This is a genomic window from Vreelandella piezotolerans (assembly GCF_012427705.1).
In the GTDB taxonomy this organism is placed as follows: domain Bacteria; phylum Pseudomonadota; class Gammaproteobacteria; order Pseudomonadales; family Halomonadaceae; genus Vreelandella; species Vreelandella piezotolerans.
Genome location: NZ_CP048602.1, coordinates 2,095,937 through 2,119,652, shown reverse-complemented (window position 1 = coordinate 2,119,652; position 23,716 = coordinate 2,095,937). Strand labels below are relative to the sequence as shown.

Sequence of the window (23,716 nt, the reverse complement as noted above, 5' to 3'; positions counted from 1 at the left end):
CTCCTTTCCCGCTCATTGAGCGGGAAAGGAGCGCAATCGCCCTATTCCCATAGGTATTTCTCACTGATCAGCAGGTTGCTGAACGCCGCCAGCAAGTGCAGGCGCTGAGTGTTTTTGGCCAGTCCACGATAGCGAGCCTTGCCATAACCAAAAACTTGTTTGATGTACCGAAAGGGGTGCTCCACCTTGGCACGGATACTGGCTTTGATGTTTTCGACTTTCTGTCGCCTGGCATCTAGCTTCTTGCGTGTGCCAGGCCGTTTGGCAATATACCAAGAGATATCGTTGCGGTGCTTGTGCTCGTCGCGTTTTTGAATACCCAGGTAACCGGCATCACCGAAGACGCGTTGCTCTTCACCGTGAAGGAGCTTATCGGCAGGCACAATGTCATGGACATTGGCAGCCGTGGTCTCGATGCTGTGAATCAACCCAAGCTTATCGTCGACACCTATATGCATTTTCATGCCAAAGTGCCAAGAGCTACCTTTTTTAGTCTGGTGCATTTCCGGATCGCGCTCGCCTTTTTTGTTTTTGGTGGAACTAGGCGCAGAGATGATAGTGGCATCGACAATGCTCCCTTCGCGCAGCATCAGGCCATTTTTCTCTAGGTGGTTGTTCACTTCCTGGAACAGCACCTTGCCAAGGCCGTGATGTTCCAGAAAATGGCGAAACTTGAGAATCGTGGTTTCGTCCGGCAATCGGTCTAGTTTCAAACCGGCGAATTGGCGCATGGACTCGATCTCGTAGAGGGCGTCTTCCATGGCCGGATCGCTCAGGTTGTAAAACAACTGCATGCAATGGACGCGGAGCATGGCAGACAACGGATACGGAGGCCGCCCGCTCTCGCCCTTGGGGTAATAACGGGCTATCTTCTTCTCCAGCTGCGTCCAGGGGATCAGCTTGTCCATCCGCTCCAGAAAGAGTTCGCGGCGAGTCTTTCTCTTCTTGTTCTGGTACTCGGCTTCGGAGAAGGTGATTTGATCCATGGCAGCACTGAAACCTATGCAGTTGACGATAGCCGTATTATCACTGATGGCAGTGACTTTTTCAGAGCTTCCATAACTGTCTTGGTTGATACATTTAGTAAATGTATCGTAGGTTTTTATTTAAGCTTTAGAGGGCCGAGCTATAATTCTGTAAGGTGTGCAGTATTAAATGCGTGCTTGGATAAAAAAGACTTGTTGGAAAAGTATCCAGACATCGAAAAAGATTGGCCATGTCAAGGGCGTATTGAAGCACTTGTTGTTGATAACGGCGCAGAGTTTTGGTCGAAAGATCTTGAGAGGTTTTCTGCCTCAATAGGAATGAGCGTTGAGTACAATCCAGTTGGAAAACCATGGAAGAAACCTTTAGTCGAGAGAATATTTAACACCTACAATACAGAGTTTATTCATCAAATACCGGGAAAAACTTTCTCAAGTGCAAAAGATTTAGAAGGTTATGAACCTGAGAAAGATGCGCTATTACCATTTTCCAGGTTTCTACATCTACTGCATATATGGGTTGTAGATATTTACAATCAGCAGCCAAATAAACGTAGAACCAATATACCTGCTTTGTCTTGGCAGATTGGGTGTCAAGATTTTCCGCCGGTTGTTTACCAAGGCACTGAAAAACAAAGGTTTAAAATCGAAAGTTTTCCCACCGTCTATCGCGATTTACGACCAATTGGGATAGAGGTAGATCATATAAACTATAGTAGCGAAATGCTAGTAGAGTTCAGAAAAAATCACCCCCCGCCCCCTGGTCAGAAAAAGCATAAGCTTTGTGTTAAGCGAGACCCGTCTGATGTTTCTTTTGTGTATGTATTCTTACCTGAATTGGAGAAGTATATCAAGGTTAATGCTACTAGCCAGGAGTTTCAGTTAGAGGGCGTCTCTATTTTCCAGTACCAAGTTATGAGAAGGTTGTTAAATAATCATATAGAAATTAATACCGATCATGAGGGGCTTGCCCTTGCAAATATGAAGCTCAGCGAGAGAATGGATGATATAAAGGAAAATGCTTTAGCCAAGAAGAAAAGTAGCCTAAAAGGAATGAAAAGCGTTGCTGCTTTCATAGGCGTGGATAGTGATGGTGATGCGACTTTTGAAAGTGTGCACCGTGACTTGAAAAGTAGAGATAATTCTATGTGTGATTCTTCAGAAGGCGGCTTAACAGATTCAAAAAACTTTGAGCATGTTGATGATTGGCACAATATTGCTGATGATGTGGAGCCTTATTAATGAGCAGCATACTGTCTGAAACTCAATTTAGTCAACTGATCGATTTTAGAAACTGTTTTGTCCAACATGCAGCCTTAATACAGGCGATGAGTTCTTTGAATCGATTGAAAAATAATCAGCTATTAGGCGGAGAGCAGCAGTGTATGTTGCTGTTAGGAGATACAGGGACTGGTAAAAGTAAATTAATCAATGAGTTTTATTCGGCATTTCCAGTCTACAGAGAGGGCGATGTTCTCGTAAAGCCAGTGCTCGTTTCACGCATACCAAGTAAGCCTGATGTTGAAAAAATGATGATTCAATTATTGAGCGATTTGGGGCAGTTTGGTTCAGAAGCAAGAAAAGGTAGTCATCGTGAGACAGGTCTAGCAGAGGCATTAGTCAAAGTATTAAAAAAATGTAAAACACAAATAATCATCATCAATGAATTTCAAGAGCTAATAGAGTTTAAGTCGGTTGAAGATCGTCAACGTGTTGCCAATAGACTTAAGTTGATCAGCGAGCAGGCTTGTATACCTATCGTTTTAGTAGGTATGCCCTGGGCTTCTGAAATATCTAACGAGCCTCAATGGGCCTCACGATTAATGTGTTCAATTGAACTGCCGTATTTTAAAATTTTTAAACAAAGCGATCGTGTAGAGTTTGTTAGATTTTTAAAAGGCTTGGCGCTAAGGATGGGCTTTCATGAACCGCCGCCACTTCATAGTGATGAGATACTCTTTCCACTTTTTTCTGCAACGCGAGGTGAGGTAAGAAAAATCAAACACATTCTCGATGAGGTTCTTTTTTTAGCCTTGTCGCAGGGGGATAATACTGTTCATAGGCAGCATTTTGTTGATGTTTTGGATAACGTTTTTTTTGATAAAAATAACCCATTCAAGCTACCTATTGATGATGTCCCACTGAGTGAAGTATCTCGATATGCATCTTATAATCGCTATTCATCAGTTGAGTCTGAGACTTTTATAGGGACTCAGTTTGGTCGGAAAATTTCGACTAGAGAATTATTTTCTAAAAATTAATAAATTATCGAGAAAGACTTCCTTTTGTTAAATCAAAATGAAGGCGCCTTCAAAACACCATTGCATTACTGCTAAGAATCTCTTAGCATATTTTTGTGTCATCTTGCGCTAGCCTAGCGGCTTTCCAAGTAGCGATGGTGTTTTCATGGACAGTCCGCTTCCAGATCGCTTGAGAGCCGCCAGGCAAGCAGCGGGTATGACACAAAGGCAGTTGGGTGAATACCTCGGCATGGAGCCGAATTTGGCGAGTGCGCGTATGACGCAGTATGAAAAGGGGCAGCATGCGCCCAATTTCCAGTTGCTGAAGAGGCTTTCAGAGGCTCTAGAGGTGCCGATTCCCTATTTTTTCTGCGAAGACGATACCGTGGCAGAATTGATCCTTGAGTTGGATAAACTCGACCCTGCAGAACGCCAACGCTTGTTGGAACAGCTTAAAAAGGGCAGTGCGCCTAGCGAAAGCTGATCTCGTTACTGATCAGCCGCCTGCAACTCCAACGTAATTGACCTTGATGAGCACCTTTTGACTTCTTTCAGCTACAACTCTGATCTGATTGGCGGTGGGCTGATGGTGCGCGAGAGCCGTGCCGTTGCTGATTTGCTGTTGTCTGATGCGGATGAAGGGCAGTGGCACCAGGCAATCCTCATTGATAACCGCCTCCAGAAGAACCGTCCTGCCACTGCTAAACGTGCAGGGCAAGCGATTCGCAAGCGCTTAGAGAAGTTGGAGCCACCGTTTTGGCAAGCGCTGCGCGATGGCGACGACCAGCTCGCCACACAGGTGTCTTTCTGTGCGGCCATGGCACGTAACCTGCTATTGGTGGAGTTTCTTGAAAGTGTCGTCGCCGATGCTTTCTTAACCCAGGCGGAGGCGCTTCAGGCCTACCAGTGGGATGAGTTTTTAGCCGAGCGTGCCCATCGTGATGAAGCAATAGCAGGGTGGGCGGAAAGCTCCAAACGTAAAATGGGGCAGGTGGTGTATCGTATGTTGACGGAAGTCGGCGTATTGGCCTCCAGTCGCTCGCGCAAGTTACAGCCCTTGCTGCTGCGTCCAGAAGTAAAAAGCTTGCTTGAAACCTACCAGCACGTCCGCTTGAGTGCCTGTTGTCGCCAGTTGCGGTAATTTTATCCCTCTACTCTCATTGCTGACGTCAAAACGCGACTAAGTAGACCTTGCAACGCAGGTGGCAAGCGACATAGTCTTATCAAAAATAAGCCTTTTGCATTAAAAATGCCTTGCATCAAACATGCTAGACACAGGGACGCATCCGCATGTCACAGAGCAATCACTACCCACCCCCCAGCGGTTTTAGCCACCACGAGGATGATCAGCTACGGGCACGGTTGAACCAAGTCGCTGAGAAAATCACTCGGCCCGATTTTTTAGCGGGCCAGGGGCTGGGTAACGAAATTGGCTTTTGGATTTTTGATTACGCCCCTGAACATGAACTCCAGGTGCGTGCCTACCTGAATTTCCTCCCCTCGTTAATGGCACGCCAGCACCCCGACATTAAAATAGCGCAGGTCAATCTGCTGGAAGTGCTAAAGGATTACCTGACCGAGCGCGGCTTCCTAGACAAAGCCATTGCCATGCAAAAAAGCAAAGGCGATGCGGCACTGCTCAAGGCGCTGCGTGGGCCGCTGCACATGGATAAGTTTGCTCCCTATCTGCTCCGACACTCCTTGTCGCATGACCCCGATATCGTACTGCTCACCGGTGTGGGCAGCCTATGGCCCATGGTGCGAGCGCACAGCTTGTTAAATGCGTTACACGGGCCACTCGGTCATAAGCCGCTGGTGTTGTTCTATCCAGGCCGTTACGACGGGCAGACGATGTCGTTGTTTAAGCGGATAGAAAGCAATAACTACTATCGTGCGTTTGCGCTTGTGCCCTAGCGCAACGGATGACGTCATTCCGTGTACTACGTTCGCTTGGTGAGTCGTGGTCTTTGATATCGCGGTACCTCCTAGCTCGAAACACCCAGGGTTTACATATTTATAGGACTGATATGCACATTCAAGAGCTCTTCCTCAAACCGCTCAGCCGATCAATCAACGGCGTGGTCAAGGCCGACCAGCGTGACCAGGAAACCATCTACCAAGAGCTGGATGAGTATGTCGTCACCAATGAGTTAGAAAAGCACTTTCGTGCCTTTTTTGAATCCTACACCACCCCTTTGGATGACCCCTCTATCGCCAACCGCGTGGGCGTTTGGGTGAGTGGCTTCTTTGGGTCGGGTAAATCTCACTTTTTGAAAACGCTCTCTTACCTGCTGGAAAATAAGGAAGCGTTTGATGCCAACGGTAATGCCAAGCGGGCCGCCGACTTTTTTGATGAGCAGAAGCTGGTAGACAGCTCTATCCGGGCAGACATCAACAAGGCTGTCCGTGAACCGGCCCATGTGGTGCTGTTTAATATCGACAGCAAGGCCAGCTCGAACGACGATGGCAACCCCATCCTGAACGTCTTCCTACGCGTATTTAACGAGTACCAAGGCTTTAGCTCCGATTACCCGCATATTGCCCATATGGAGCGCCACCTAGAAAAGCGCGGTGTGTATGAGCGCTTTAAACAGGCCTTTAACGAGGCCAGTGGCGTGGTGTGGGAAGACGAGCGAGACGGCTATCAGTTCTACCAGGATGATATCGAGCAAGCGATTGGGGCGGCGCTCGATCTCTCTCCTGAAGCGGCGCATAAATGGTTTGAGGAATCTGAAACCAACTTCAGCGTCTCTGTAGAGAACTTCTGCCACTGGGTGAAAGAGTTTTTGGAGTCGCAGTCAGCCACCCAGCGCATGGTGTTCATGGTGGATGAAGTTGGCCAGTTCATTGGCAGCGACACACGCTTAATGTTGACTCTGCAAACGCTCACCGAAAACCTGGGCACCATTTGCGGGGGCCGCGCCTGGATCGTGGTCACCTCCCAAGCGGATATGGATGCCGTGCTAGGCGAAATGACCGCCTCAAAAGCCAACGATTTTTCCAAAATCGCCGGACGCTTCAAAACCCGCTTATCGCTCTCAAGCTCCAACTCTGACGAAGTGATCCGTAAGCGTCTGTTGGTGAAGACCGACCCGGCACGCGCGGAACTGGAAGGCGTGTTTGAGGCCAAAGGCTCCATTCTGCGTAACCAGCTGACCTTTGACCGCTCTGGCCCCACGCTAAAAAACATCGAAGGCGTCGAGAGCTTTATCTCCAATTACCCCTTTGTGCCGTACCACTTCCAGCTGGTGCAAAAAGTCTTTGAAGAAATCCGCAAGGTAGGAGCGACGGGCGCCCACTTGGCCTATGGCGAGCGCTCCATGCTCGATGCGTTCCACATGGCCGCCAAAGCCGTGCAGGAGAAAGCGATTGGCGCGCTAGTACCAATGCACTGCTTCTACACAGCGGTAGAAGGTTTTCTCGATACGGCGGTGAAACGCACCATTGATCAGGCCAGCGAAAACCCCGTGTTAGAGGCGTTTGATGTCGAAACCCTACGCACGCTGTTTATGATCCGCTATGTGGACTTGGTGAAGGGTACGGTCGATAACCTGGTGACACTCTCGCTGACCCAAATCGACGATGACCGTATTGCCATTCGTGAGCAGCTGGAAGCGACCCTGGCACGACTGGAAAAAGAGAGCCTGATTACCCGCAACGGCGATGAGTACCAGTTCCTCACCAATGAAGAGCGCGACATCACCCGCAAGATCAAAGCTACCGAAGTCACCAGCAGCGACGAGAACAAAGAGCTCTCCAGCCTGATCTTCAAAGACCTGCTGCGCGATCGCACCAAATACCGCTACCCGGTCAACAAAACCGACTACAGCATTGGCCGCTACCTGGATGGCCACACCCTGGATGGCCGCTACCAGAGCCAGCTAAGGGTGGAGGTGGTCTCACCGCTGGATGTGGAGTACGTACAGCTAAGCGAAGCAGGCTGCATTCACAAAAGCGGCGATAACGGTGGGCAGGTGCTGATTAAGCTGCCCGATGATAAGCGCTTCACCGATGAACTACGCACCCTGCTGAAAACCGATAAGTTTATCCGACTAAACCTATCGGCTAACGACCACAGCGTGGAGCGCATTCTGGCCGACCGTGGCCGTGAAAACCAGGAGCGCAAAAAACGCCTGCGGGTGCGCTTAGAAGAGATGCTGCTGGAGGCGGACGTGTACGCACTCGGCCAAAAGCTTGATCTCAACCGCGGCCAGCTCAACACCCGTTTGGATGAGGCCTGCCGCTACCTGCTGGAAAACACCTACAACAAGCTGAGCCAGCTCACGGCGCTTAGCCCCGAGCCGATGCGCGAGCTGCAGGCCGTATTAACCGCCGATGACCTGGGCATCCAGAACCTGAACTTAGACGGCGAGGAGGGCAACCCCCAGGCCGTGAAAGAGGTGGAGCAGTACATCACCCTGCACGGTGGCGAGCCGGTGCCACTGACCCCGCTGATTGAGCGCTTTAGCAACCGACCCTTCGGCTGGCCGGAAGGTGAAACGCTACTGATACTAGGCCGCCTGCATGCCGTAGGGCGCTTAACCTTCCACACCGCTGGCCCCGCGCTCAGCGGTAAAGAAGCCTTTGAGCTACTCAACAACGCCCGCCGCCGCAGTGAAGTCCGCCTCCAGAAAAAGCGCCAAACCGAAGATGCGGTGCTCAACAAAGCCCGTAACCTCACCAAAGAGCTGTTTGGCCAGCTAGGCCCCACCAGTGAAAAAGAGCTGTTTACCTATTACGTAGACCGCTTATCCCACTGGCGGCGGGAGCTAGAAGCGTATAAAAGCAAAACCGACGTGGGCAACTTCCCCGGTCGCAACGCCATTGACAACTCACTGCGCGAAGTGGAGCGCCTGCTGTGCCTGGACGACAGCTTTGATTTCTTCAAAACCGTCGCCAGCCAGCAAGACACGCTGCTCGATGTCGAAGAGGACTACCGCGATCTCAACGACTTCTTTACTAAGCAGCTCACCACGTGGCTACAGCTGGAGCAAGCGCTCAACCGGTTTGCGGTGAACCGCCTAGAGCTTGAGAAAAACACCCAGGCCCAGCAAGCGCTGGCCGAGTGTGAGCGCATTTACCGCGCCGAAGCGCCTTACGCCATGCTGAACCAGGTGGATGGCTTGGTACGCACGCTGGATGAGGTGAACAACCGCCTGGTAGAGGAAAAGCGTCAGCACGCCATTGCCCGTATCGACACGCGCATTGCCAAGGTGAGCGCTGAAATAGCCAAAAGCGGCATTGGCACCGCCGAGCTCAGCAACCGCTTGCTGCACCCACTGCAGCAGCTCAAAGCCTCGGTCAATCAATCGGTCAGCGTCGCGCAAATCTACCAGCTGCAAACCGAAACTGCCGTCGAGTTAGAAGAAAAAAGTTTGGATGCGCTTCACCACGCCCAGGCTGAGGCGGCCAAGCGGCAGCCGCCTGCGCCTGCGGGAAACACCACAACACCGGCTCCAACATCAGAGAACCCCAAGCCAGCCCTACAAACGGCACCAGGTGATAAAACGTACGACCCGCATACCGAAACAGCACCGGCTGCGGTAAATGCCCCCAAACCCGTGGCAAGAGTGCGTGTAAGCGACGTACTTAGCCGCGTGCATAGCGGGGTGTACCTGGAAAGCCAAGCGGAAGTCGATGCGTTTATGGACGAGCTGAGAAAAGAGCTGGAAGGGTCACTTTCAGCGGGCAAACGGGTACAGGTGCGTTAGTGTTCGAACGATTTTTGTTGACACGGGCAATGTGCCTGTTCACTGCTGTCCCATGTCCTAGGACGCGGGACAGCAAAGCGGAAAGAAACATGAAAAGTCAACGAGACACCTATGACCACCGCGACCATTGAACAGCGCCTAAGCGAGCTAGAAGGCAAGCAGCTTGAGTTCAAGCGCGATCTATCATCGCCTAAGCCACTGATGAAAACACTGGTCGCCTTCGCCAATACGGCCGGTGGCCAGTTGATCATTGGTGTTGACGATGATGGCACCGTGCTAGGCGTGGATGATCCGCTGGATATGGAAGAGCGCCTGACCAGCATGATCGCGGATGCTATTCACCCCCGGCTACTGCCTAATATTGAACTGGTGAGTGTGGGCGAACATACCCTGGTGTGTATTGAGGTGTTTTTGAGTAGCGCACGCCCACACTTTTTCAAAGCGCTTGGCGAAGAAAATGGTGTGCTGGTGCGGCTTGGTTCTAGCAATCGGCAGGCGGGGCTGGCCCTCATTCAAGAAATGCAGCGCCAAGCGAGCGGAACCACCTTTGACGTTCAGCCCATGCCTGAGCTGAGCCGTGACGACCTTGACCAAAACGCCATACAGCAAGCCTTTCGCAGCGAACAACTGCTTGATGACAATAAGCTTCGCACGTTACGGCTACTTGTCTCTTATCAAGGTCGCCTAGTACCCAGCGTGGGCGGAATTTTGCTGTTTGGCCGCGAGCGCCAATGGCACTTTGAAGATGCTTGGATTCAGTGCGGCCGTTTTCGCGGCACCGATAAGGTCGAGATTTTCGACCAGACAGATATTCACGCGCCGTTACCCAAAGCGGTTGATGACATCGAGCTGTTTCTCAAAAAACATGCCTTCAAGCAGGCAGAGTTTGGCGCCATGCGTCGCCGCGATGTGTGGAGTATCCCGCTGACCATCCTGCGTGAAGCGATTATTAACGCCTTGGTACACAGCGACTACTCCCAAAGGGGCAGCCCTATACGCATTGCGTTTTTTGATGACCGTATCGAGATTGAAAGCCCAGGACTACTGATGCCCGGCATGACCATTGAAGACATGAAACGCGGCGTCTCCATGATTCGCAACCCAGTGATTGCTCGCGTGTTTCGTGAGCTTGGGCTGATAGAGCAGTGGGGCAGCGGTGTGAAGCGCATTTTCTCGGAAGCCCAAGTCCAAGGGCTGCCTGAACCGCATATTGAAGAAATTGCCAACCGCGTGCGTTTGAGTATTCGGCTGGCAACGCCGGTTTCTATCCAGCAGTCAGCTTCAGTGACCCAGGCTGAGTCAGTGCAGTCAGAGTCACGGCTAGAGTCACGGCTAGAGTCACGGCTAGAGTCAGCGCTGGCAGCCAGAGTGCTGTTGATACTGCAGCAGGAGCCGCTGGGTAAAGCTGCCATAGCGCGTGAGCTGGGTCACAAGGGCGTTTCCGGTGAGCTCAATAAACAAGTAGGCAATTTACGCCAGCAGCAGCTGATTGAAATGACGCTGCCCGAAAAGCCCAATAGCCGCCTTCAACAATACCGCTTAACGGCTAAAGGCCAGCGCTTTTTGCAAGACACTTTCAAGGATCTAACATGAACACCGCCAACATCAAAAAATACGCCCCCAAGGCCCGCGCCCGTTTTATCGACACCATGACGCGCCAGGCGGCCCGAGTGGGCATTAGCCCAGATGGCAAAGGCGGTGTGGTGATTGCCCCCCTGGCACAAAAGGGCGATGTGTTGGTGATGACCGCCCAGGATGGCCAAACCCACACCGTGCCCGCCCACCTAAAAGGCGCACGGGAAGCGCTGGCCGCGTGGGTGCAGCGCGATAGCTTTACCCAAGCGATAGAGCAGGCCGCCTATAGCTGGTTCAATCGCCTGTGCGCCGTTCGCTATATGGAGATTCACGGCTACCTAGACCACGGTCGCCGCGTGCTGAGTGGGGCAGGGGGCGAAGCCGGGCAGTTTCAGATTCTGGATGAATGCTTAGAGGTAGATTTACCAGGGCTAGACACCGCCCGCGTGCGCGAACTCAAACTCGACGGCACCCAGGATGAAACCCTCTACCGCGAGCTGCTGCTGGCCCAGTGCCACGCCCTGCATGAGGCCATGCCGTTCCTGTTCGAGCCGCTGGACGACGCCAGCGAACTGCTGCTGCCCAACAACCTGACCAAAACCGATTCGCTGATTCGCGAGCTGGTCGAGGCGATTCCCGAAGCCGACTGGCAGGATGTAGAAGTGATCGGCTGGCTCTACCAGTTCTACATCAGTGAGAAAAAAGACCAAGTGATCGGTAAGGTGGTGAAAAGCGAAGACATCCCCGCCGCCACTCAGCTGTTCACCCCCAACTGGATCGTGCAATACCTGGTGCAGAACTCGGTAGGCCGCCAGTGGCTGCAAACCTACCCCACATCAAAGCTCAAGGCCGAGATGCCGTACTACATCGAGCCCGCCGAGCAGGAGCCCGAGGTACAGGCCCAGCTGGACGCCATCAACCCGGCCAGCCTCGACCCTGAAACCATCAAGGTGCTCGATCCCGCCTGCGGCTCCGGCCATATTTTGGTGGAAGCCTACAACGTGCTGAAGGCGATCTACGAAGAACGTGGCTACCGCACCCGCGATATTCCCAAGCTGATTCTGGAAAACAACCTGTTCGGCCTGGATATCGACGACCGCGCTGCCCAACTGGCGGGTTTTGCGCTGATGATGAAAGCCCGAGAAGACGACCGCCGCATTCTCACCCGAAACGTGCGCCTGAACGTGTTGGCCATGCAAAGTAGCCAATACCTGGATGTTAATACCCTATGGCGCGACCTGAACCTCACCGGCGACTGGCACCAGGGCCAATCCCAAAGCCTGTTTGATAGCGAACAGCAAGATCTTTCCAGCAACGACGCCACTTACAAGCTGATTGCTGATTTAATCGAGCGCTTCCAAGATGCCAAAACCTTCGGCTCGCTGATTGAAGTCCCCAATGAATGGGAAGCGCCGCTTAAAGCACTGCTGGAGGAACTGAGCGAATTAAGCAACAGCGGCGATATGATGCAAAAAGCCGCCGCTCAGCGGTTAGTGCCGGTGATACAGCAGGCATGGGTATTGGCCCAGCGGTATGAAGCAGTAGTGGCTAACCCGCCATATATGGGCAGTAAGTATCAAACGCCAGCGGTGAAGAAATACCTGAAAGATGCCTACAAAGGCTACGAAAAGGATTTGTTTTCCGCCTTTATCGTCCGCAATTTAGACTTTGCCAAAGATCACGGCCAGCTTGGCTTTATGACGCCTTTCGTGTGGATGTTCATTTCCAGCTACGAGCAGCTGCGCAAGCGCTTGATTGAAGAAGATGTCATCACCAGCCTTATTCAGCTGGAGTATTCAGGCTTTGATGGTGCAACAGTGCCGATTTGTACTTTTACGTTAAGCAAAGGTCATATCGCCAGCTACACAGGCAGCTATATCCGCCTATCGGATTTTCGAGGCGCTGTAAACCAAGGGCCGAAAACTCTGGAAGCCATTCAGAACCGTGATTGCGGTTGGTTCTATAAAGCCAAACCGGATGATTTCAAGAAGATTCCGGGGAGTCCGGTGGCGTATTGGGCAAGCGCCAAAACTATAGGTTTGTTTGAAGGTGAATCAATTCGTTCATCGGGAGAAATACGACAAGGACTTCTTACCTCGGATAATGAACGCTTCTTAAGGCGTTGGTACGAAGTGGAAAACAATAATATTGGATTTGAGCTGAGTAGATCTGAAGCTATCAACAGTGAATTTAGCTGGTTTCCGATTAACAAGGGTGGCAACTATCGGCGGTGGTATGGAAATCTAGAGTATGTGGTTTTATGGAAAAATGATGGTGAGGATTTACACAATACTATCATTCATAAATATCCTTACTTAAAAGGAAATTCAGGTTTGGTTCTCAAAAGATCCAACCCTTACTTCGAACCTGCCGTTACCTGGACTGATATAAGCAGCGCATACTTTGGTGCTAGGTACATGCCTAGCGGAATGCTTTATGAAAAAGGCGGATCCTGTGCCTACAACCATGATATCAAATTACTTCTTGGGTATTTATGCTCTAAACTTTCAACACATTTTATTAGCTTAACAAGCCCAACGTTGCACTATCAGGTTGGAGATGTAGGAAACCTTCCATTTAGAGAAATTAGAGACTCAAATTCTGTCACATCAGTTCACAGAGTTTGTGATTCAATTTTATTGCTCAGTAAAAAGGACTGGGATGCCTATGAAACATCCTGGGACTTTATTTGTTTGCATCTTTTTGATGAACGTTTCCACCAATCAAAGTTATCTGTCAATTATGCTGCTCTCCGTACTTACTGGTTAGAAACAACACTAGAAATGCAGCGTCTTGAAGAGGAAAACAACCGCTTATTTATCGAAGCTTATGGTTTAAAGGACGAACTGACGTCGGATGTGCCATTGGATGAAATTACCCTGACCTGTAATCCGCATTACCGTTACGGCGGCAATCGCTCCGAAGAAGAGCTGGAAATTCTGCTGCAGTGCGACACCCTCAAGGAATTGGTCAGCTATGCTATCGGCTGCATGATGGGCCGCTACTCGCTGGACAAGCCCGGCCTGATTCTCGCCAGCCAGGGCGAGACTGTCCGCGATTACCTCGCCCAGATCCCCGAGCCCAGCTTTGCGCCGGATGACAACGCCATCATCCCGCTCACCGATCAGGAATGGTTCCCCGACGACGCCACCAACCGCTTCCGCGACTTCGTGCGTACTGTCTGGGGCGATGAAAATCTCAAAGAAAACCTTGACTTTGTCGCCGAAAGCCTCTGTCTGCATGCCATCAAGCCCAAGAAAGGCGAAGCCGCATTAGAGACGATCCGCCGCTACCTGAGTACACAATTCTTCAAGGACCACCTGCGCACCTACAAGAAACGCCCGATCTACTGGCTGTTTTCCTCCGGCAAACAGAAAGCCTTCGAGTGCTTGGTTTACCTGCACCGCTACAACGAAAGCACCCTGGCCGAGATGCGCACCGACTACGTTATCCCGCTCACCACCAAGCTCGCCAGCTACGTGGAAAAGCTAGAGCAAGACAAAGACGCCAGCACCTCCGCCGCCGAAGCGAAAAGCATCGAAAAAGAGCTAAGCAAGCTCTACAAACAGCAAGCCGAACTTAACACCTTCGACGAGAAGCTGCGTCACTACGCCGACCAGCGTATCTCGCTGGATCTGGATGATGGGGTGAAGGTGAATTACGGCAAGTTTGGGAATCTGTTGGCGGAAGTGAAGCAGGTCGTTGGAAAATAATTAAAATTTTAATTGGATAGATAATAAAAGAAAGGGAGCGGGGAAATGTACGAAAAAGCTGCATTTGTTTTTTGGACAACGCTAGGTCTCTATCTAGTAACACTGTTTACAGTGACGTATGTTGGAGTCTACCTAACGTACATAGCGATTCCATTTATTACGCTATCTGGTTTGGTGATGCTTATTGCTAAACCTGCTGCCAAAACGCAGCAATACATAGATGAATCAAAGCGTGTTGCTAGCAATACACTAAGTGCTGTTCAGGAAGGCATTAATGTTTTGGACGCCGAAGCTGAGAAGCAGGTTGAAAAAACAAAGGCCAAGTTGATAGAAGTAAAGAAGGAGCGTGAGCTAAAAATACGGTTTATTATCATGCAAGACATTGCAAGAAAAAAACAAAAAGCTGAAGAAGCTAGAAAAATGGCTAAGGATGGTAGGCTGTCTTATGACAGCTATATTAGGTTAAATAACTCGATAGATGAGGATGTTGTCAAGCTCTCTGAAGCTTTAGATAAAAGCCCAGAAAGCTTGATTTCCTTTTTTGAATCCAAGTATTTGGAAAAGGTTTCTTAAACTATTACATTAAGACCAATATCAAAGGATGGGTTCTTATGTTGGCGTTTTTAGTTATTCTGGTCATTTTGTTTTTTGTTTGGGTTTATGAGCTAAACAGCTCTGAGAAAAATGATGGTGGAGAAACGTCTTATAAAAAGTCAGGCAGCCCTGCTGTAGATGCTATGTCTGATTTGGAGCGTCGTGAAGCATTGCTGCGAATAAGTCGTTTGTCTCAGGAAATGCAAGATAAAGAGTTAGTAAATAGCCTTTTTGTGGAAAATAAGCCTTCACTTGAAGTTGATGATAATGAAAAAAAAGAGGTGTGTGCTGTCACCCAAGTAGAGAATAATGGTGCAGCTAATTCTAACTCATGTGTATTTGACAAGATAAATGAAATAAAAGATTTTGTAAGTGTCAGGGAGATACCATACCTGGTGCATTTTACCCAGGCATATAATATACCCAATATAATTTCTAATGGATTGCTAACAAGGACTGCGTTGGATGTTAGTGGGGCTAATTATGTATATAACGACGCCCTCAGGCTGGATGGAGTAAGGGAATCAGTATCTTTGTCAATTGGTTTTCCAAACTATAAAATGTTTTATAAGTATCGTTGCAAAGATCCTAGCATTACTTGGGTTATGCTAGTGATAGACAAGTCGGTGCTGTGGGAAAATAATTGCCTATTTTGCAAATACAATGCAGCAGACAAGCGAATGACTTATAAAAATAAACGTAGCTTGGGGACTGTTTCGGCACTAAAAGAAATGTACGATGATCTGGACGATGCTTCGAGATCTGTACTTCCTTTAGCTACGTATGACCCTACTAACCCTCAAGCAGAAGTGCTTTCTTTGGATAAAGTCTCTGCTGATAAGATTAATGCATTCATTTTTGATTCCAAAAGTGCTATGGATCAATTTGACTTTTATTATCCTGGGAAAAATTCATTTGTCGATGCCAGTTTTTTTTCGTCACGAGAATATTCCAGAAAAAGAAGGACTGCATGATATGGCGAAAAGGCCTCTTTTTATACCTGTGAAAACTGGTTGTGTACCAGGTGTTGAGATCTTTGAGGTTGATTTTCAATGGTTTCCTGGTATGTCTAAGTCACAAAAGCAGAAGTCAGTATTGTCACTTCATGAAGCTAGTGAAAAACATGGATTTTCACCAATACTTGAAGTGTCAAGTAAGTCATTGCATGAAGTGGGAGTATCGTTAAGTGCGTTCAATTTGATGATTGAGACAAATAATAAAAAGCGAGTGTTTTCAGTTGAGTCTGCATTTCAGTCGAGTAAGGTATTTGAAAAAGGTGGACCTTATAGAGATTTGCTAGATAAAAGTTCAAGAGAGGCAAAGAAAGATCCAAGGCTTAAAGAGTCAGGCGAAGTAGTCGGTTTTAATTTTTTTGGGAAAAATTTCCCTATCGAGCCGAAGACTTTTTTTTATGATTGGCTGTATATCAATGCCTTACAAAAAAATAAGCATTTATCTGAAAAAATTGTAGATTTTTCTGCATTTACAGATATTGAATTCAATCCCGTTAAATCAATCAACTGCCAAGCTTACTCGTCGGCATTGTATGTTTCTATGGTGCACATGGGTGTGTTAGAGACAGCGCTTTCTTCCTCAGAAAGTTTTTATAGTTTTATTTCAGATAGAAATGAAAAAGTAAAGAGAGATTCATTGCAGGGGGATCTCCTATGAAAGTTAGCATGATTTTAGCCTTAATTTCTGTATTCGCTTCTGCGGAATTATTTGCACATGATCGTTGGCGGGCTAGCCACAGTTGCTTTAAACCTATCAAGCCTTATGAGTTTCAGTCTCAGTGGGAAGTTGATATGTTTAATGACGAAGTAGATATGTATCGTATTTGCATACAGCAGTTTGTAAGTGAGCAAGAGGATGCGATACGCAACCACTCTAGAGCTCTCGACGAAGCAATTGGTGAGTGGAACGATTTCGTTAATTATGAACTGAATATGTAGTTGTTTTTAAAGGGCAGCCAGTTGATGTATCACTGACACTGGTTTTATCAACACTGATAAAAATTTAATTAGCTATCAGCTGGTTTTTTTAAAATTGGTAATTTAATGCTTGAAAAACCCAACATTTTTTCATTTGCCACAACAGAGCTATCACAGGACGCCTTTATAGCGTGGTTATTGGCATGGGCAGATACCCAGTATGCGTCAGCAGACCCCCAGCTCCATGCGTGTGCGAGAGAGCTGATCGCTGCTTTTTTCGCAAAGCATAGCAAACCGTTGCCGCAGTTTACCGAGGTTAGCGTAACGCGCCAGAGTAAGCATATTGATGTGTTGTGCGTGCTAGATGGCACGTATGCCATCGTTATTGAGGATAAAACGCATACCGAAGTGCACTCCAACCAGCTGGCTAAGTACCTTACCAACATTCAGGGCAGGGGCTACCAGCCAGAGAATATCCTGGCGATGTATTTCAAAACGGGTGATCAGAGCTGCTACAAGGCGATCTACCAGCATGGCTTCCAGCCCTTCCTACGCAGTGAGGTATTGGCTGTGCTTGAAACAGGAACCGGGACAAGCAATGCGATTTTCCATGACTATTTTGAGTGGCTATATCAGTGGGAAGCGCGGGTGGCGGCTTATCAGACACTTTCTCTTGAGAAGTGGGATGGGTATGCCTGGATAGGCTTCTATAAAGCGCTCAAGGAGCAGCTTGGCGAAGGTAACTGGGGCTATGTGCCCAACCAGTCAGGTGGGTTTTTAGGATTTTGGTGCGGCTTTGAGGATATTTTGCATATTCAGCTCGTTGATAACCAAGAGCTGCGTTTTCGTATTGACGTACCAGAGGCTTCGAGAAGAGCGGCGCTGCGGCGTCATTGGCATCATAAGATAGTGACGCACTCTGAAGCGTTTGGCTTTGAAACCAAGAAACCTACTCGGTTTGGCCACGGGCACTCGATGGTTGTCGCCATACTGAACAGCGAAGACTACCGTCAGGCAGTTCACAACGGCCAATTAGATATGCAAGCCACTGTGGATGTTATACGCCGCGCTATCGCACTGGTGAAAAGCGTAACGAGTGAGGCTTCAGAGTAAGGTTGTTTTTCTTGGCCTTCGGTTGTTCGGCACTGAGTTAAGCGTGGATGTTTATGGGAGTTAGCGTATGAACCACACGCTCACCGCATTGTTACACGAAGCTGGGATTAGCCCCCAAGGTGCGCTTCAACCGCTTAGTGGTGGTGACAGTGCCGCGACGTATCGGCTGCATACCCGTGAGGGTGATGTTGTGGTGAAGCAAGATCACCCCGCTCGGCTAGCCGGTGAAGCCGATGGGTTAAAGGCGCTCGCCAACGCTAATAGCGGCTTGATGGTGCCGGCGGTGCTTGCCCAGCAGGGGGAGTGGCTGGTGATGGAGGCGTTGGAAACAGTACCGCACCGCCATGGCGATGAAGCAGCATTAGGGGAGGGGCTGCGTAAGCTGCATGGGGTTTCGGGGGGCGAGCACGGTTGGCCCCGCGATAATGCCTGCGGTAAAACGCCCCAACCCAATGCACCAATGAAGGATGGCCGCGTTTTTCAGCGCGAGCGACGTTTGCTGCCGCTCATTAACGCCTGTTATGCCCAGGGGCTGTTGGATCACGGATTGCGGCAACGCCTTGAAACACTGGCTCACGGCTTAGAGCGTTGGCTGCCGGATGTTGCGCCTCGCTTAGTGCACGGCGATTTGTGGTCGGGCAATGTGCTGTTCACGCCCCAAGGCCCCGCGATCATTGATCCTGCTGTTTACCGCCACTTTCCAGAGGTGGATCTGGCGATGTTGACGCTGTTCGGCTCGCCCGGTTCGGCTTTCTTCGAGGCGTACTGGAACGGCAGCGCCCCCGATGATTGGCCAAGACGAGAGGCGCTTTTTCAGCTCTACCCGCTACTGAACCATCTGCTCCTGTTTGGAGAAAGCTACCGAACCCCGGTTGAACGTGCGGTATCCCGGCTGGAAGCGTACTGAGCGTAGTGCGCCACTGGCTCGGCGCTTTTCATACTACGCGTGATAGAATCCGGCCATTATCTTACGTTTTATTAATTATTGATCACCCGCATGGATGAACACCCCCTTTCAGTGCGCTGATCTATGCAGTATGGGCAAGGAGGCTAGATGCAGCTCGACCAACTCCAGCAGGGCTTACAACACGCCTTCTTCACTGATCGTCATCGGATTGTCTTCTGGTACGACGCCCCTGGCCACTTTGCTGAGTCGTTGAATGAGCTTGCGCTGGAAGGCGTGCAGGTGATCAATATGGCGGCGGAGTCTACTCTGGGCGTGAAGCTACGCCTGGAGCTGGAAGAGCCTGAAACGCCTACGCTGCTCTACTTTCCCTCTGCCGAGCCAGCCCCAGAAGACGACTGGCTGCTGGATATCAAGCTGTACTCTGGCCGCTTTTACGCCGACCGCGTTTCGATGATTTTCAATGAGCTGGGCCTAACGCGCCACGTACTGCGCGAGCACTTGGCGCAGCGGCAGGCGTTTTTAGCCAGCCGTAAGCGCATTGATGCCCTGAAGCGTTTGGTCACGCCTTCCCTTAGTGAAGATGAGCTGGATCTGGCGATGCTGGCCGTGGTGGTGGGGGCCACGTCTCTTGACGTGGCCACGCTGCTGTTCCACTTGGCTGAAGAAGCGGTGGCCAATGAACTGGGGTTAGAGACGAACCCAGCGGCGTTGGTCGAAGCCGAGAAGTACGCCTTGGTGCCTGCGCTGGTGCGTGCTCTGCAGGCCGAGGTGGGTTACCCTGCTAGCCAAGCAGAACTCAACGGTGAAGCGCCGCTGAACTTCGGCCAACTGATGCTGCGGTTATTGATTACTGGCTACTGCGAGAGCATTTCTGATATTCCTGACTGGGCGCGTCAGGTGGCCATTCCCTCTGTTAATGCGCGAGCATCTTCGCGGGCGCTGCTCACCCGCTGGCGAGATAGCTCGCGCTTTTACCCCGCGTTCGATGTGATCTCCGGGTGGGTGGCAGATGCCCAGCGCATTGATGACAAGCTGCAGGATGTGCCGCTAGAGCAGCTAAGCCATGTGGCGACGTTTGAGGTGGTGGAGAAGCAGATCATTGTCGATCTCTGCCAGGCGATTCCCACGGCGGATGCCCGCGACCTGAAGCTATTCGACAGAATCATTGTGGCGCGCCTGGACGGTTATTGGGCGTCTCGGCATAAAAACGATGCCCGCCGCGAGCGCTACCGGCAGCTGTACGCCGCGCTTACCGCGGCGATTGCGCTGTTTAGCCTGCGTCATCTGCATGCTAAAGGCTTTCATTACGAGAGTGTTGAGGCGCTCTACCACGCTTACCAAACAGATCTCTACCGTTTTGATACCGCCTATCGCCATTATGCCGTGGCGTCTGATGCCACTGGCGTGGAGCTGCTTAAAAACCTGGATGCCGCTGTTGAGCGCTGTTATGACGAGTGGTTCCTAGGCCAGCTCACCCGTAATTGGAGCGAGCGCGTGGAAGCCGAACAGCGGCTCACTCATTGGAAGTTGCCCAATATCCCCAGCCAGCAACACTTTTACCGCGACTGGGTGCAGCCCCAGCTAGCCGCTAGCCGTCAAAAGCGTGTGGTGGTGGTGATTAGCGATGCCTTCCGCTATGAAGCGGCGGAAGAGCTGCGTGAGCGCATTAATGCTAAGCGTTATAGCGAAGCGACGTTAAAAAGCCAGTTAGGTGTGGTGCCTAGCTACACCACGCTGGGGATGGCCTCGCTGTTACCGCACCGAGAGCTCAGCTATCAGCCGGGCAGCGATACGGTGCTGGTGAATGGCCAATCCACCCAAGGTACGGCGAACCGCAGCAAGTTACTTAAAGCCGCGCTAGGCGGGGAGGCGTTAGCCGTCACCGCCGAGGACGTAAAAGGCTGGAGCCGTGAAGAGGGGCGCGAAAAGATCAAAGGCGTGCAGCTGATGTACGTTTACCACAACGTGGTGGATGCCCGTGGGGATGCCGCTAACACTGAAAGCGAGACGTTCGCAGCGGTGGAGGATGCCATTGATGAACTGGATCAGCTGACCCGTAAAATTCTCATGCACCTGAACACCAGCACCGTGTTGGTCACCGCCGACCACGGTTTCCTGTTTCAGCGCAGCGCGTTGGATGCTACCGACCGCACGGCGCTGTCAGACAAGCCAACGTCGGCCTTCAAAAGCAAAAAGCGCTATGTGTTGGGCGAGTCGCTGCCCGATAACCCCAGCGTGTGGCACGGCCATACCCGCGATACGGCTGGCACCACCTGCGACACCCAGTTCTGGATACCCAAAGGCGCGCACCGTTTTCACTTTGTCGGCGGGGCGCGCTTTGTACACGGGGGCATTATGCCCCAGGAAATTGTGGTGCCCGTGCTCACTGTTCAGCAGCTGCGGGGAGAGAAGGTAGAAAAGCGCACCAGCCGCAAGGTGGAAGTGATCTCACCCAAGGCATCGCTGAAGATGGTCAATAACATTCAGCGCTTCGACCTGCTGCAAACCGAAGCGGTGAGCGAGCGCCTCCGCCCGGTCACGCTGTCGGTGGCGGTTTACGCGGGCAGCGAGGTGGTTTCCAGTGAGGAGGTCGTGACCTTCGATAGCGCAAGCGACAATATGAACGAGCGCATGAAGTCGGTGCGCCTCTCGCTATCGGGCACTTCATTCGACCGTAAAAACGACTACTTCCTGGTGTTGCGCGATAAAGATCTGGGCACCGAGCGGGAGCGCTACCGGGTGGTGATTGATCTCGCGTTTACGGATGATTTTTTCTAGGCCCGTCATCAGCTGGGAAGCTTTTATGTTTGTGCATTGTGCTTTTTTCGTCGTTCAGGAGTGACCGCCCACATGGATTTTGACTCATCTTCCGCCACGCACTTGACCGATGCCCTTCAGGACGCCGATCTGGATACGCTGCTCAACACGCACTTTGCGGGTCGCGTGGTGCGTAAGGATCTCACCCAGCGCGTGAAAGAGGGCGCTAATGTGCCCGTGTATGTGCTGGAGTACCTGTTGGGTATGTACTGCGCCTCTGACGATACCGAGGTGATCGCTAAGGGGTTAGAAAACGTCAAGGCGATTTTAACGGATAACTACGTTCGCCCAGATGAAGCGGAGAAAGTGAAATCCATCGTGCGTGAGCGCGGCAGCTTCAAGGTGATTGATCGGGTCACGGTGCGTCTGAATGAGAAAAAAGACCGCTATGAAGCAGCGTTCAGTAACCTGGGCATCAAAGATGCCGAAATCTCTGCAGGCATTGTTAAAGAGCACGAGAAGCTGCTAGTAGGCGGTATTTGGGTGATCGCCACGCTCAGTTACTTCCACGAAGAGGGGCAAACAAGCTCGCCGTTTGGTGTCAGCCTGCTCAAGCCGATTCAGATGCCCCACATGAATATGGACGAGCTGTTTGAAGGGCGGCGTGGGTTCACCAATGCTCAATGGCGTGAAGTGCTGATTCGCTCAATTGGTATGGAACCTGCCGAGCTGGATGAGAACGTGCAATGGCATCTGCTGGCCAGGATGATTCCGTTTGTCGAGAACAACTATAACGTCTGCGAGCTAGGGCCACGGGGCACCGGCAAAAGCCATATCTACAAAGAGTGCTCGCCCAACAGCATTTTGGTCTCTGGCGGGCAAACCACGGTGGCTAACCTGTTCTACAACATGAGCTCGCGGCGCATTGGCTTGGTGGGTATGTGGGATTTGGTGGCATTCGATGAAGTGGCCGGTATCTCGTTCAAGGATAAGGACGGGGTGCAGATCATGAAGGATTATATGGCCTCTGGTTCTTTTGCCCGTGGGCGCGAACAGATGGAAGCCTCAGCCTCGATGGTGTTCGTTGGCAACATCAACCAAAGCGTGGAGTCGCTGGTGAAAACCAGCCACCTATTGACGCCATTCCCTGATGCCATGATTGATGCCGCGTTCTTTGATCGCTTCCATGCCTATATTCCCGGCTGGGAAATCCCCAAGATGCGGCCCTCATTCTTCACTCAGCGCTATGGGTTTATCGTCGATTACCTAGCTGAATTCTTCCGTGAAATGCGCAAGCGCAGCTTCGCTGATGCCATTGATCGCTACTTCTCTCTGGGTGATAACCTCAACCAGCGTGACGTGATCGCGGTACGTAAAACGGTGTCGGGCCTGCTGAAGCTGATGTTTCCCCATGGGGAATACATGAAAGACGATGTACGGGACTGCCTGGAATACGCCATGCAGGTACGTCGCCGCGTGAAAGAACAGCTGAAAAAGATTGGTGGCATGGAGTTCTACGATGTCCATTTCAGCTACATCGACAAGGAGACCCTGGAAGAGCACTTTGTGTCGGTGAAAGAGCAGGGCGGTGGCGGCCTGATTCCAGAAGGCCAGGGCAAGCCAGGCGTGGTGCATACCATTGGCCTCAGCGATAAAGGCATGCCGGGCGTTTATCGCATCGAAATGCAAGTAACCGCAGGCAGCGGCAAGCTGGCCATGTCAGGGCTTTGGAACTCAACGGCCGCCAAAGAGCAGGTCAAAATGGCGTTTGATTACTTCAAGGCCAACGCCAGCCGTATCAGTGGAGCCCGCAAGGTGTTGGAGCATGATTTCCACCTTCATGTGGTCGATCTGCAAAATAGCGGCGTTTTGCGTGACCTCTCGCTCGCCAGCTTGGTCGCGTTCTCTTCAGGTCTGGTAGGTAAACCTACTCAGAGCCAAATGGTCGTGCTGGGCGATATGAGCCTAGGGGGCAGCCTAAAACCCGTCGAAAGCCTAGCGGAATGCCTGCAGGTTGCCTTTGATGCTGGTGGCAAGCGCGTCACCCTACCCATGAGCAGCGCCATGGATATTCCTACCATCCCCGGAGAGCTGTTCACCAAGTTCCAGACCAGCTTCTACGCCGAACCGATTGATGCAGTGGTCAAAGCGCTTGGGGTGGATTAAGGTTAATGAGTCTACCGTGATACTGC

Annotated in this window: 17 protein-coding genes; 16 read left to right on the top strand and 1 reads right to left on the bottom strand. The window is 50.9% G+C overall.

What is annotated here, in order from left to right; translation table 11 throughout:
• Positions 1-41: 41 nt before the first annotated feature.
• Positions 42-986 carry an IS5 family transposase gene (locus GYM47_RS09750; protein WP_153844212.1) on the bottom strand — a complete coding sequence of 315 codons (945 nt, stop codon included), beginning with the start codon at positions 984-986 and terminating at the stop codon, positions 42-44.
• Here GYM47_RS09750 and GYM47_RS09745 point away from each other — a divergent pair.
• The 16 genes from GYM47_RS09745 to brxL all read left to right on the top strand — a co-directional run bounded on the left by GYM47_RS09745 (position 978) and on the right by brxL (position 23,690).
• Positions 978-2,225 (top strand): DDE-type integrase/transposase/recombinase, encoded by a 1,248-nt coding sequence (locus GYM47_RS09745; protein ID WP_168444451.1) that lies wholly within the window; start codon positions 978-980, stop codon positions 2,223-2,225. The two genes, GYM47_RS09750 and GYM47_RS09745, sit on opposite strands and share 9 nt — an antisense overlap.
• On the top strand, positions 2,225-3,244 hold the full coding sequence (locus GYM47_RS09740; protein ID WP_153844137.1) for a TniB family NTP-binding protein: 1,020 nt from the start codon (positions 2,225-2,227) through the stop codon (positions 3,242-3,244). The genes GYM47_RS09745 and GYM47_RS09740 overlap by 1 nt, the downstream gene beginning before the upstream one ends.
• Positions 3,245-3,389: 145 nt before the next feature.
• Entirely contained in the window at positions 3,390-3,707 is a 318-nt protein-coding gene (locus tag GYM47_RS09735; protein WP_009095642.1) for a helix-turn-helix domain-containing protein, read from the top strand.
• Between the two features lie 57 nt (positions 3,708-3,764).
• A complete protein-coding gene (locus tag GYM47_RS09730) occupies positions 3,765-4,364 on the top strand; it encodes a DUF1819 family protein (RefSeq protein ID WP_153844138.1) in 600 nt (199 codons plus the stop codon).
• A gap of 149 nt (positions 4,365-4,513) precedes the next feature.
• Positions 4,514-5,137, top strand: a complete 624-nt coding sequence (locus GYM47_RS09725) for a DUF1788 domain-containing protein (RefSeq protein ID WP_196781549.1) — start codon at positions 4,514-4,516, stop codon at positions 5,135-5,137.
• A 113-nt stretch (positions 5,138-5,250) separates the two neighbouring features.
• The gene (gene brxC / locus GYM47_RS09720) at positions 5,251-8,934 is read left to right on the top strand and encodes a BREX system P-loop protein BrxC (protein ID WP_153844139.1); all 3,684 of its coding nucleotides are present in this window, start codon (positions 5,251-5,253) and stop codon (positions 8,932-8,934) included.
• A 111-nt stretch (positions 8,935-9,045) separates the two neighbouring features.
• The gene (locus tag GYM47_RS09715) at positions 9,046-10,527 is read left to right on the top strand and encodes an AlbA family DNA-binding domain-containing protein (protein ID WP_153844140.1); all 1,482 of its coding nucleotides are present in this window, start codon (positions 9,046-9,048) and stop codon (positions 10,525-10,527) included.
• Positions 10,524-14,222 (top strand): BREX-1 system adenine-specific DNA-methyltransferase PglX, encoded by a 3,699-nt coding sequence (pglX, locus tag GYM47_RS09710; protein ID WP_153844141.1) that lies wholly within the window; start codon positions 10,524-10,526, stop codon positions 14,220-14,222. Before GYM47_RS09715 ends, pglX begins: the two co-directional genes overlap by 4 nt.
• Positions 14,223-14,267: 45 nt before the next feature.
• Positions 14,268-14,795, top strand: coding sequence for a hypothetical protein (locus GYM47_RS09705; RefSeq protein WP_153844142.1), 528 nt, complete (start codon positions 14,268-14,270; stop codon positions 14,793-14,795).
• Positions 14,796-14,833: 38 nt separating this feature from the next.
• Positions 14,834-15,790 carry a DarT ssDNA thymidine ADP-ribosyltransferase family protein gene (locus GYM47_RS09700; protein ID WP_153844143.1) on the top strand — a complete coding sequence of 319 codons (957 nt, stop codon included), beginning with the start codon at positions 14,834-14,836 and terminating at the stop codon, positions 15,788-15,790.
• Positions 15,738-16,487 carry a DarT1-associated NADAR antitoxin family protein gene (locus GYM47_RS09695; protein ID WP_422822692.1) on the top strand — a complete coding sequence of 250 codons (750 nt, stop codon included), beginning with the start codon at positions 15,738-15,740 and terminating at the stop codon, positions 16,485-16,487. The genes GYM47_RS09700 and GYM47_RS09695 overlap by 53 nt, the downstream gene beginning before the upstream one ends.
• Positions 16,484-16,768: a hypothetical protein gene (locus GYM47_RS09690; RefSeq protein ID WP_153844145.1), complete on the top strand. Its 285-nt coding sequence runs from the start codon at positions 16,484-16,486 to the stop codon at positions 16,766-16,768. Before GYM47_RS09695 ends, GYM47_RS09690 begins: the two co-directional genes overlap by 4 nt.
• A 105-nt stretch (positions 16,769-16,873) precedes the next feature.
• Positions 16,874-17,860 (top strand): PD-(D/E)XK nuclease family protein, encoded by a 987-nt coding sequence (locus GYM47_RS09685; protein WP_153844146.1) that lies wholly within the window; start codon positions 16,874-16,876, stop codon positions 17,858-17,860.
• A gap of 67 nt (positions 17,861-17,927) precedes the next feature.
• A complete protein-coding gene (locus GYM47_RS09680) occupies positions 17,928-18,767 on the top strand; it encodes a fructosamine kinase family protein (RefSeq protein ID WP_153844147.1) in 840 nt (279 codons plus the stop codon).
• A gap of 147 nt (positions 18,768-18,914) precedes the next feature.
• Positions 18,915-21,545 carry a BREX-1 system phosphatase PglZ type A gene (gene pglZ / locus GYM47_RS09675; RefSeq protein WP_153844148.1) on the top strand — a complete coding sequence of 877 codons (2,631 nt, stop codon included), beginning with the start codon at positions 18,915-18,917 and terminating at the stop codon, positions 21,543-21,545.
• A gap of 72 nt (positions 21,546-21,617) precedes the next feature.
• The gene (gene brxL / locus GYM47_RS09670; protein ID WP_153844149.1) at positions 21,618-23,690 is read left to right on the top strand and encodes a protease Lon-related BREX system protein BrxL; all 2,073 of its coding nucleotides are present in this window, start codon (positions 21,618-21,620) and stop codon (positions 23,688-23,690) included.
• Positions 23,691-23,716 lie beyond the last annotated feature (26 nt).